Raw genomic sequence first — 12,441 nt, 5'->3', positions numbered from 1 at the left:
TTCTCCTCCTACAAAGCAAGTTCTCTACACTTAATACAGTCCCCTCTTCTGTAAATGTTGCAAAGAAATCTATATAAATTGAAATTTAATTGCCAAATAAAACATTTGTATTATATCGTATTGTTACAAGTACTGCAATAATTTTAGTCGTAATTACACGATTTATCTTGATTTTAATTTGTTAATATTTCATATATATACACAAAAGCACACCAGATGTAGCTTCATCTGGTGTGCTAATTATTTGGATTACTATATGTAGCAGTAAGTTTGTTAAAATATAGTTAACAATTAATCTTTATCATAGTAACTATGCTTATTACTTAACAACAATATTTACGATTCTGCCTGGAACATAGATTTCTTTTACAATAGTCTTGCCATCAAGCTTATCTGCAATGAGCTCTTTTCCTTTAGCAATTACTTCATCCTTAGGATCTTCCTTGCCAATATTCAAAGTAGCCTTAACCTTACCGTTGATCTGAACTGCAATCTCAACTGTATCCTCTACGCACTTGGACTCATCATATGTAGGCCATGGCTCAAAGGCAATAGTATTGTCATGTCCAAGGATCTGCCATATTTCTTCTCCAACGTGTGGGCAGATACATGAAAGCATCTTGATGAAATTCTCAGCATACTCTCTTGGGCAGCTGCCTTCCTTATAAACAGCGTTTACAAATATCATCATCTGCGCAATAGCTGTGTTGAAACCAAGAGATTCGAAATCACTTGTAACCTTCTTGACTGTCTGATGGTAAACCTTCTCAAGGTTGCCATTATTGTCATCTGTGATATTGGCAGGTTCTGTAAAGAATGTGTATACACGGTTGATGAACTTTCTAGCACCAACTACGTTGTTAGAGTTCCATGGCTTGGAAACTTCCAAAGGTCCCATGAACATCTCATAAAGTCTAAGAGTATCAGCACCATAATCACGAACGATATCACTTGGGTTAACAACGAACTCTGGGAAACGCTTACCCATCTTGATTCCATTCTCACCAAGGATCATTCCCTGATGAACGAGCTTTTTAAATGGCTCTTTTACTGGAGAAAGGCCATTGTTGTAAAGGAAGCGATTCCAAATACGTGAATATAACAGGTGTCCTACTGCATGCTCTGGGCCACCAACATAAAGGTCAACAGGCATCCAGTGCTTTAAAAGCTCCTGATTTGCAAACTCGTTGTCGTTATCAGGATCGATATATCTCATGTAATACCATGATGATCCAGCTGAACCAGGCATTGTAGATGTTTCTCTTGTGCCCTTAAGTCCGTTCTTGTTATAAGCCTTCCACTCAGTTGCATTCTCAAGTGGAGCCTGACCATTACGTCCCTTATAGTCCTCAAGCTCAGGCAATACTACTGGAAGCTCGCTGTCATCAAGGAATGCAATGCTGCCGTCTTCCTTGTATACGCAAGGAACTGGCTCACCCCAATAACGCTGTCTAGCAAAGATCCACTCACGGAAGTGGTAGTTAACCTTTTCTCTTGCAACGCCCATATCAACGAGTTTCTTTGTGATAGCCTTCTTGGCTTCCTCAACAGTGAGGCCGTTGAACTCCTCAGAATTTTCAAGGATATAGCCCTTTCCAAGGTAATCCTGCTTCTCGAATGCATGCTCAGAAACATCAACTGTTCCCTCAGCGTTATTAATAACCTGAATAAGTGGAAGGTTGTGAACCTGTGCATACTCAAAGTCTCTCTGGTCATGAGTAGGAACAGCCATAACCGCACCTGAACCATAGCTTGCAAGTACGAAGTCACCGATAAATACTGGCACTTCCTTACCATTTACTGGATTGATAGCATAGATTCCCTTAAGTGGGCATCCTGACTTAGTCTTGTTAAGGTCTGTACGATCAAGATCATTCTTCTTGAGAGTTTCATCGATATAAGCCTGAACCTCTTCTTTATTCTCAACACGGTCCATGAGTCCTTTAACGATATCTCCGTCTGGAGCAAGTACCATGAATGTAATACCATAGATAGTCTCAATACATGTAGTAAAAATCGAGAAATCTCCGCCACCTACAATCTTGAAATCAACTTCTACACCAGTTGACTTACCAATCCAGTTACGCTGAATCTCCTTAGTTGACTCTGGCCAGTCGATCTCGTTAAGACCATCAAGAAGTTCCTCAGCAAAAGCCTGCTGATCGATAACCCACTGCTTCATCATCTTCTTAACAACAGGATATCCACCACGCTCTGACTTACCATCAATAACCTCATCGTTTGAAAGAACTGTTCCAAGTTCCTCACACCAGTTAACTGGCATATCAATGTGCTTGGCATATCCAGCCTCATATAACTTCTTGAAGATCCACTGTGTCCACTTGTAGAACTTTGGATCACTTGTCGCTATCATCTTGGACCAATCATAATCGAATCCAAGTTCTCTAAGCTGCTTAGAGAATGTCTCTATATTCTTCTGTGTGAATCCGGCAGGGTGATTACCTGTTGTAACAGCATACTGCTCTGCAGGAAGACCAAAAGAATCGTATCCCATAGGATGCAGAACGTTATAACCCTGCATACGCTTCATACGAGACATTATATCAGTAGCGGTGTATCCTTCTGGATGTCCAGCATGAAGTCCTACTCCTGATGGATATGGGAACATATCTAGGGCATAATACTTGGGCTTACTAAAATCCCAAACATCTGTCTTAAATGTTTCGTGATCCTCCCAATACTTCTGCCACTTTTTCTCAATCGCATGATGGTTATAAACTTCTGACATAAACCTAATCCTTCTTTCTTGTTAGCATATATACTACAAAATTTTACCACAAGTGAAATTGATGTCAAACAAAATGAGGAGGATTACACTTTTAGTGATTTACTATTTTTATTCTATGAAGTATACTTACTTCTCAGCGAGGTTTCGCTTCTTGTTAATGCTCGGATTTTGTTTCTTATATTTTAGCGACCTGCGATTTCATCTTGCGGTTTTCGCAGCTTTGGATATGCTATTTTATCTTACGGCTTTTCACAGCTTGGGACTTGCTATTTTATCTTACGGCTTTTCACAGCTTGGGGCATGTATTTTTCATGAATTCCACTCATACACATGCCATTTTCCACTTATTTTTTTATAACTAGCATGTAGTCTTTTTCTTTTTTGAGAAAAGACATGCCATCTGGCGCATTTAGTGCTCTCTAATGGCATGTAGGTACTTGAATATAGGCTAGTTTGCATGTTTTCATATAATCCTAAAGCTTGCTATCCTATGCTCAAAACAGGATAGCTAAGTCACAACAAATACTGAAAAAGTAAGCCCCAATGAAAAAGAAAATAATGAAAAACATAAACTCATCAACGAAAAGGAGAAGATAATGAAAAACACAAACTTATCAACAAAAAGGAGAATCAATGGATAGAAAATACCATTCTAATAAAGTAACCAACAAACAGCCTTTTAACTACGGCTCTTTTAATGGCAAGAATCTTGTTCCAAAGGAAAGCATGCCTCAATTACAGGCACTTGCGAGAGAGCGTATCAAATATTTAGAAGCGATCCTGAATGATTGCAATGTACACATGAAGAAAATGCCAGCAGGTACACTTGGCTCAACCAAGCACGGTTCCAAATATCAGTATTACTGGAATCAGCCTGAAAGTGCCGATGAATGCTCGCCTGTCATTCGCAAATATATTAAGGAAAGTGAAATTGACATTGCAAAATCTCTTGCTCAAAAGAGCTATCTAAAAAAATTATCAACCACGATAAAGCGTGAATTAAAACTTTTATATCCTCTTATAAAGCTTGATCAAACTCCACTAGAATCAATCTATGATAAACTACCCAGCTTCCGCAAAATATTGGTCAACCCCTACGCAATACCTGATTCTGATTACTTCAAAATGTGGAATGAAATCCCTTATGAAAAAAAAAGTATTATTGAAGAGACAGTTTTTTTAACAAATAAAAATGAAAGAGTGCGCTCTAAAAGTGAAGTCAATATTGCGAACATGCTTGATAAGTATGATATCCCCTACAAATACGAAGTTCCTATGCAGCTAATCCGCAATGAGACTATATACCCTGACTTTCTGTGCCTTAACAAGCGCACCCGCGAGCAATTTATATGGGAACATTTTGGAATGATGGATGATATTGGATATCTTAGAAAGAACTACGCAAAGCTGCAAGATTATGAGCTTAAAGGATATATGCCTGGCAAAAAGCTGATCGTCACCTTTGAGACAGCAAAACAGCCTCTGGATTCAAGGATAATACAGGCAACGATCAAAAATTATCTCCTATAATAAATTGCTCAATAATCTCTTACTTTCTCTTCAGATTTTTCATCATTTAGTATTTTTCCGGATTATTTTTTTACAAAAATGCAAGATATTGTGTTTGTCAATTAAGCGCGGATGTATTATCATTAATAAGTAGAGACACTTTTTTCTTTTGTAGAAATGAGGTGAATTATGTATATTGCCATGCAATGCGCTGATAGTAACGGAATGTTGAATACTGAAATATGCACATTTCAGGGAATCAGATATGATACAAGATATAAATCAGCTGTCATATCAACTGAACACCTTAATCATGATTACGTAATTCCAATGGAAGCCAAGGATTACGAAGCAGCTGCAAGCCAAATCATGGAAGCAATGAAAGCTCATGCGGAACTGATCAATATAGAACAGGGCATAGTATGCCGAGGACGCAAGGGTGAATCAAGACATGTCGATCCACAAAAACTTGTAATCGTGCCCATGTGATAATTATCCACGCTCTGTACTTGAACTTGTTCTATTTCTTTTATTACCTGGGCTTCGGCATGATTTATTTCTTTTCTTGCCCAGGCTTCGGCATGTAAACTTGTGGAACTTTCTTTTTTACATGTCATTTTTTGAGATAATTTGTTATATTAGCATGTCTATTTTGATATTTTTATCAAAAGACATGCTATTTTATTTTCAAATCAACTAAAATGACATGTAAAATTCTCAAAACCGCCTAATCACATGCCACGAGTCCCCACACCCTCTTGAAATAAGCGTCACGCCCCTCCCACACCCACGGGGCCGTTCATGGCGTCCCCCTCCACGCCCCACACACAAAAGTCCCCTTTACCGGATAGTAAAGGGGGCATACATTTTGACTATAAATAATACCGTGTGATCACTTTCCCATAGAAGCTATAAGAGCATCGATCTCTGCCTGGCTGAGCATCTTGCCAGGATCACCGCCAGAAGGTGCTGCCGGAGCTGCTCCACCTGCAGGAGGAACATTCGCAGGAGAAAAACCGCCACCTCCACCTGCCTGAGATGACTTTCCCATGATGCTCGCTAATAAAGCTTGCTGTTCAGCACTAAGTCCATTTGAATCCATAAGCAATGCACCTTTCTTGTGCAATCCTGTGAAAAAGGACAATACACATAGTTCCATACTTACAATTATTGTAAATAGTGAGGGTAGATACGTCAACTAACCTTTTTATAAACAAATTTATAAATTTTTCCCATATTTGCAAATGTCCTTAAGGCAACACTTTTCGCAGTCAGGTCTCCTGGCGACGCACACAGCTCTTCCATGAGTAACAAATCTGTGACATAGCGCATTCCCCTCTTCTGGAGGAATGATCTTCCAAAGCTCTTTTTCCACCTTGGCAGGATCCTTTATATTATCAACAAGTCCGATCAGATTGCTAAGCCTGATGCAATGAGTATCTGTAACGATAGCAGGCTTACCATACACATCTCCCAAAACAAGGTTGGCACTCTTTCTTCCAACTCCAGGAAGAGCCAGCAGTTCCTCCATATTGTCTGGTACATTTCCGCCATATTTCTCATGAATGATCTTCATACAGGCTGATATATCTCTTGCCTTGGAATTGCCAAGACCACATGGGCGCACGATCCTCTCTATATCAGCCACATCAGCTTTTGCCAGAGCCTCAACAGTTGGAAACTCTTTATATAAAAGAGGTGTTATCATATCAACTCTGGCATCAGTACATTGAGCAGCAAGTCTCACGCTTACAAGAAGCTGCCAGGCCTTGTCATAAGCCAGTGTACACACTGCATCAGGGTATTCTTTTTTCAATCTCTCTATTACTTCCAGTGCCAGTTTTTTCTTTGTCATAGACCATTCCTTATTTTGCAAAATATAGCAAATTTGCATATGTTAAATTAGCATAACAATTCTTTCATTACTTTCCTCTTTATGCTATCATATTCCGAGCTAACGCTTTAAGGAATTTTGCAATTAATTTCATCAAAATTCCTATGGGAGGAGTAACATGATCAACTATTATAACGCTTTTATTTCTTACAAGCACGCTGATCTCGACAACAAAGTAGCCGCCGAGATCGTACGTGGTCTTGAGCATTATCACATTCCAAAGAAGATCCAGAAATCGACTGGTATCAAAAAGATCGACAGAATCTTCAGAGATAAGGATGAGCTTCCTATTACAAACGACCTTAATGACACTATTTCAGAAGCTCTAAAAAACGCTGATTATCTTATTGTCATCTGTTCAACCAATACCTGCAAATCAACCTGGGTAGAAAAAGAAATTGAGACCTTCCTGCAAAACCATACAATGAACCAGGTCCTTACTGTACTTGCAGATGGTGAGCCTTACGACGTTATTCCCAAAATGCTTTTAACCGGTAAAAGAAATGTCGTAGACGAAAATGGTGAGACAAAAACCATCGAAGTTCCATTAGAGCCCCTTTCCTGCGACTTCAGACTTCCGCTTAAAAAAGCAAGAGCAGAAGAACTTCCTCGTCTGGCTGCTGCTCTTATCGGCTGCTCATATGACGAACTTATGAACAGACATCGTCAGTACAAGATGCGCAGGATGACAGCCATCTTTGCAGGCGCAATGGCACTTACGATCGGTTTTTCAGGATATATGCTCTATAGCAGAACTTTGATCCACCAGAACTACATCGAGTCTCTGCGTAGCCAGTCCAGATTCTTGGCAACCCAGTCCACGACTGTATTCAGTGACGCCAACAGAATCGACGCTATACATCTTGCACTTGCTGCTCTTCCAACAGAAGAAAACAGTGAAATGCCTGTAACTCCTGAAGCTGTTAAGGCAATAACCAAGGCATCCTATGCCTACGTTTCACTTTCAGGATCAAGCATCAGTGCCAACTGGAACTACACAATGCCTAACATCGTAAGATCCTTTAAGATCTCACGTGATGGAACTAAGCTGGCAGCGGTAGATGATGCCTGTTGCATTACAGTCTGGGATACAGCATCTCACAAGCAGATACTTTCACTGAACTTTGACGATTATGATGTTACCTATGAGTTTTTTAACTCTGATAAGATCTCGATATATTCAGACAAGGCATTCTATTTCTATGACCTTAATTCTGGAGAACTTCTGTGGAAAAAAGACCTCCAGGATTCCTACGGTCCTTCCGTATTTAAATATACTGACAACTCACTCCTCATTGCTTTCAAAAGCGGTGAATTAATGGAGTGTTCTATAGATGACGGCTCAGAAATAAGCACTTCAACCTTTCTTGAGAACAGAGATATATTAGAATATGCTTCATCGCTGACTCTTTCTGATGACAAGACCAAACTGGCCTTTTCCATGAGTGCCCCAAAAGAAGAGAAATCGGATGACGTCTTTAAAAACAATAATTACTATCTCTGTGTATATGATATGGAGACTAAAGAGCTAAAATCTGAACTCATAGGAGATTGTAGTCTGACAAGTATCACCTTCGATGGTAATAACAATATTTTCTTTGCCTGCCATACAGGTAACTTTGGTGATGGAAGCACAAGATACAATTATTACACCTTTACTACCGATGACTTTTCTGAGATATATTGCTACTCCTCTGAGGACCTTACTCAGAAATGGACTCAGGAATTTGTCTGTGATGATGTAGAATATGACAGCTCTTTCCTCCCACTTGCGAATGGCACAGTTCTCTATCACGCTGGTAATGCCGGAAGCATCTATGACTGTGAAACAGGAGAAGTGATCGAAAATCACCATCTTACAGACTCTATCATTGATGCAAGTGATAACGACGGAGATGGCGTACCTCTTTATGTTGTCCGCTCAGGTGCTACTGTAATGCCAACTACTTTGGGATCAGGTTCAAAGGGTGTAGCCTCAATAGACAGATTTACCGACAAGCTTGATGAAGTCCATGTAAATGGTGCTTACTACACTCATCAGACTTATAGCCACGATATTATCAGCTATGGTGTAAACGTCTGCGACGAGGACTGGACTAAATTTACTAATTGTGAGGCTACTGATTCGCCTAGCTCTTCTCATTATTTAGATGATGATGTGCTGGCCCTTCTCTATGACAACGGCGATGGAACAGATCTTGCTATATTAGATCCAAACGATAAGACCTACAAAACCACCATTACACTTAGCGACACCGTAGCCCCATACAGATTCAAGATATTAGGCACTTATAACAAGGTTCTTTATGTTGTATATAATGAGTACATTTCAGGAAACACTGCAGATTATCTTAAGTTAGTAAGTTATAACCTTGTGACCAAGGAAACAGAAGAAAAAGAGCTTACAGATAATTACACTCCAATGGATATCTGCTGTGGTCTTGTAGACAATAAGATAGCGTACTTTTTGACAGAAGATTACAAGTCATGTGGAATTTACTTACTTGACCTTGATACAGGAAAAGAGGAAGTGATCCCGATCGAGGGACTAGAACTAACTTACTGCAAATCGCTTCAGTTCTTTGATAACTCACACCTTGCTTATTTCATTGGCGATACTGACGACAAGAACTACATAATCGATCTTGAAAATAAAAAGAGCTTTGAAATAACTCTTCCTGAGGAATGGAGCGGAACTACAAGCATAGCTGTAACCAGCAAAGGGGACAAGATAGCATTTTCTAATGATGAAGTAATCATTGTTAAAAGTATCGAAGGCGAGCTCCTTGGAGAAATAGACTGTGAACATGTACCACCACTTGGAATGACATTCTATGATGACCCCAACCAGGGCGAAACACTCCTCGTGGCGTACTCAAACGGATCCCTTGCAAGATATATGTCAAATGACTGTACTTATATAGCAACCAGTGATCTCTCAACCTACGCAAATGACTCATCTGAAGCGACTTTCAAGTTTGATCAGGAAAATGGTTGCCTCTATGTAACAATGGATAAGCTCGTAGATATCATAGATCTAAATTCCTGGTATGAGACAACGGTTATAGAGGCTTGTCTTGGACACCACATTCCTACAGATACCTTTATCACTTCGTCTTATTCTGATTCAAAGGAAAGATATATAGGATACTTCAAGCACTATACAACTGAGGACCTTATAAATAAGGCCCAGAATATTATTCAAGATACAGAAATGCCTGCAAACAAGAAAGCTATGTATGGTATAGGATAAAATAAAAAGATAAACCAAAAGGGACGGCAAAAAGCCGTCCCTATATTATTTTTTACGAGTATAGAGCTGATCAAAAAGTCTTTCTTTGATGATATATATGTCATGAAGGTCGTCTTCGCGACAAGCAATATAATCTCCGGGATTTCCCAGATAATATTTTTCCTCATCCCACATAGTAAAGATCTTCACAGTCTTTTTTATCCGAGAAGCAAATATCACAGAATGATCATCCCTTGGGATTATGGTCCTGGCATAAGCCAAAATCTGTTTCTTTTCACCGGAAGCACAATCCTTAATAGTCGGATTGTACTCAAGATTCACATCATACCCCTCATTGGCCAAAGAATAGCTTCTCTTAAGCTTCCTGGCATCGATAGGATATATCTCGCCTTCTATTCCTATCATCACATAAAGCTGATCATTAACTGTGATGTCTATGTCACCCTCAAGGGTTCTGATAGAAACCCTGGTATTCTCTGGGAAAATATCCGTAAGCTTGGCACAGCCTCTTTTACAAGGGATCTTAACATATCTGTCCATGGAGGATGTATCAAGCAAAGTATTCCTTGCAATGATCACATCATAGCTATCAAAGTACTCTTCCATCTTGTGCTTTATGTACCATTCAGCACCATCTTGAAAAGAGCCTTGGACCTGTGTTTGTTTGCCTGCCACCAGCTCAGGTCTCATGGTGCCACCTGCTTTGTAGATATGTCCTCCGCCACCGCCAACACCTTCAGCAAGAAAGAATGCAAGCTCGTTTGCATGCACTTCTTTTGCGCAGCTTCTGACTGAAAACTTGATCTCATCCTTTCCTACATAGTAGGCAATGCACACGTCAACTCCTTCTGTTTCAAGGGAAAAATCGCTCATGACCCCTAAAATATTCGGGTCGCAGGGCTCAGATTCTATGATAAGATACTTCTTTTCGGCAAAAAACTCATATCCGAGTATGGCCTTTCCAGTGATCTTGAGCTCATCCAGAGACATATTGGAATTTCGCATCTTCACAATGAGACTTCTGTTTACCACAAGTTCATCCATCATATCCCTGTCAAGAGGATGGGAAACCTCAGAAAACTTATTTGTATCACAGTATAATCCGTAATAAAGAGCTGTGGAAAGCTTCATATCGATCTCATAGCCCTCATCCATAAGCATGTCCCACACTATGGTTGAAGCACTTCCTACACTGCTTCTGACTTCTGAAAGTTCTGGAAGCTCCACAGTCTTTTGATGATGATCAATAACTGCTATAGTCTGTGCCCTGGTCATAGTGACATTTCGCTGACCATATTGGCAGTCCACTGTCAGAAGAAGTTCCACCTCTTCATCAAAAGAAGGGGCGTACTCAACAGGAATCTGAAGCTCGTCCACCATAATCATCAGGTTACTCTTTTTTATCCTGTTATTTCCTCTGTAGATGAATCTAATATTTTTGCCTTGATCTTTAAAATACAAATACAGTCCATATCCCGAAGCAAGTGCATCTGCATCAGGGTTATCATGGCACTGGATCACAATATCATTAAACGCAAGTAAATCTCTTAACTTCATAAACTATCTTTCTATAAATCATTTTAGCTTATATTCACAGGTATCAGTGTCAATCAGGAGCTCAAGATCTGCTTTCCTTGTCTTAGTAAGGCAAAGTCTTACATTGGCCATATCACTAAAATCAACGAACTTTTCAGCCTTCTGCCTAGTGTTGCCACTAGCCTCTTTCCTATCTATAAGTCTTTTCCTCAGAAGCTCTTCCTCAGCAGAAATTGAAATGGTATAATCAGCAAACTCTGATAGATTCCTAAATCCATCAATATCAGCTAAAAGGTAATTTCCTTCCAGAAGTACAATATCACCATCAACTGTTATAGCATCTTCAACAGGGTTATGAAGGAGCCTGTCATAGATCGGCCATTTGCAGCTCTTTTCCCTGCAGACCTCCTGGATCTTGCTCCTAAGTGCGTCACTGTCAAAGGTTACAGGTGCCCCCTTGATATCAACCATAGGAATCATCCTGCCATTCACGGTGGTCTTGTGTGTCAAAAGATATTCCTGCCTCCTGTGAAAGCCATCCATACCTATGGCCTGTACCTTTTTGCCCGGAATTATCTCTTTTGACAACTCTTCTAAAAAGCTCACCAGCGTACTCTTACCAGCTCCTGGAGGAGCAGCAAGCATCACCAGTATCCTTCTCTTTTTGTCATCATGCATCTTGGAAAGCTCATGCAAAAGAGGGACAAAAATATTGTCTATAGATTCCTGACTATAAGTAACTTCAATATCTATACCATTGATATTTGCCTTATATTCCATAAACAAAAACTCGCCTTCATATTTTTAGTTCCTACAATTTTATATGATTTTTCCTGTTAATGCAAAATCCTTGTACCATACGGAATAGCCCGTAGATACAAGGATTTTTTGCCTAACAGCCTGCGGTTGGGACCGCCAGCCTAAAGTTTATTTTTATGCCTCTTTTTTAGCTTCGCCTTCTGGGAAGATGATCTTGTTAACAAAGAAGAAGATCACCATACTTACGCCGCCGTTAAGGACTGTTGTACCGATATTGTAAACAAAGTCAGGTACAAACTGACCTGCAACAGCTACCCACACGCAGTTGATAGAATTAACGATGCATGTGATCACACAAAATGCAAGGAAGTACCACATAGCCTGATACCATACCTTACCCTTACTGCGGAATACGAAGTTACGCTGGATAGGGAAGTTTACAACCTCACCAATAACCATAGCTACCATGTATGCTGCAAAATAAGCAAGGCCGCCCTGAGCTGTATCATAACCAAGAATGTTCCACTTAAAACCAACTCCAAATAAATTCACTGGAATGCCTGGCCATCCAAAGGCTCTATCTCCAAGTCCTCTAAATGCATAAGGCAGGAACTGCAGGATAAGATATTTGAACACTGTGATCACGTTAGATACGATCACGAAAAGTCCGCCTTCTCTGATCCACTGGGCTGCCTTTGGGTGTTTTTCTGCAAAATCATTCCACCACTTCATAATAATAAA

Annotated in this window: 9 protein-coding genes; 3 read left to right on the top strand and 6 right to left on the bottom strand. The window is 39.9% G+C overall.

The features are described 5' to 3' along the window. Positions 1-319: 319 nt before the first annotated feature. Entirely contained in the window at positions 320-2,749 is a 2,430-nt protein-coding gene (gene leuS / locus bhn_RS04110) for a leucine--tRNA ligase (protein WP_071175492.1), read from the bottom strand. Between the two features lie 633 nt (positions 2,750-3,382). On the opposite strand from leuS, the gene bhn_RS04105 reads away from it, so the two are divergent. Continuing rightward, positions 3,383-4,279, top strand: coding sequence for a PDDEXK family nuclease (locus bhn_RS04105; RefSeq protein WP_071175491.1), 897 nt, complete (start codon positions 3,383-3,385; stop codon positions 4,277-4,279). 168 nt (positions 4,280-4,447) lie between these two features. Beyond that, entirely contained in the window at positions 4,448-4,747 is a 300-nt protein-coding gene (locus bhn_RS04100; protein WP_071175490.1) for a hypothetical protein, read from the top strand. Positions 4,748-5,150: 403 nt separating this feature from the next. On the opposite strand, the gene bhn_RS04095 is transcribed toward bhn_RS04100, so the two are convergent. Both bhn_RS04095 and bhn_RS04090 read right to left on the bottom strand, forming a co-directional pair. Next, positions 5,151-5,417, bottom strand: coding sequence for a hypothetical protein (locus bhn_RS04095; protein ID WP_148661910.1), 267 nt, complete (start codon positions 5,415-5,417; stop codon positions 5,151-5,153). Between the two features lie 60 nt (positions 5,418-5,477). Beyond that, a complete protein-coding gene (locus bhn_RS04090; RefSeq protein WP_071175488.1) occupies positions 5,478-6,113 on the bottom strand; it encodes an endonuclease III domain-containing protein in 636 nt (211 codons plus the stop codon). Between the two features lie 157 nt (positions 6,114-6,270). Here bhn_RS04090 and bhn_RS04085 point away from each other — a divergent pair, with 157 nt between their 5' ends. After that, positions 6,271-9,405 carry a toll/interleukin-1 receptor domain-containing protein gene (locus bhn_RS04085; protein ID WP_071175487.1) on the top strand — a complete coding sequence of 1,045 codons (3,135 nt, stop codon included), beginning with the start codon at positions 6,271-6,273 and terminating at the stop codon, positions 9,403-9,405. Positions 9,406-9,450: 45 nt separating this feature from the next. Here the strand turns inward: bhn_RS04085 and bhn_RS04080 are convergent, their stop codons facing one another. The 3 genes from bhn_RS04080 to bhn_RS04070 form a co-directional block, all read right to left on the bottom strand. Further along, a complete protein-coding gene (locus tag bhn_RS04080) occupies positions 9,451-10,962 on the bottom strand; it encodes a DHH family phosphoesterase (protein WP_071175486.1) in 1,512 nt (503 codons plus the stop codon). Between the two features lie 18 nt (positions 10,963-10,980). Further along, a complete protein-coding gene (locus tag bhn_RS04075) occupies positions 10,981-11,721 on the bottom strand; it encodes a nucleoside/nucleotide kinase family protein (RefSeq protein WP_071175485.1) in 741 nt (246 codons plus the stop codon). A gap of 153 nt (positions 11,722-11,874) precedes the next feature. Further along, complete coding sequence (locus tag bhn_RS04070) at positions 11,875-12,432, bottom strand: GtrA family protein (protein WP_071175484.1); 558 nt, start codon at positions 12,430-12,432, stop codon at positions 11,875-11,877. Positions 12,433-12,441: the final 9 nt, after the last annotated feature.

It is taken from the genome of Butyrivibrio hungatei, assembly GCF_001858005.1.
Classification (GTDB): Bacteria; Bacillota; Clostridia; order Lachnospirales; family Lachnospiraceae; genus Butyrivibrio; species Butyrivibrio hungatei.
The sequence above is the reverse complement of the archived record's forward strand: the minus strand, read 5'-3'. Positions and strand labels throughout refer to the sequence as shown.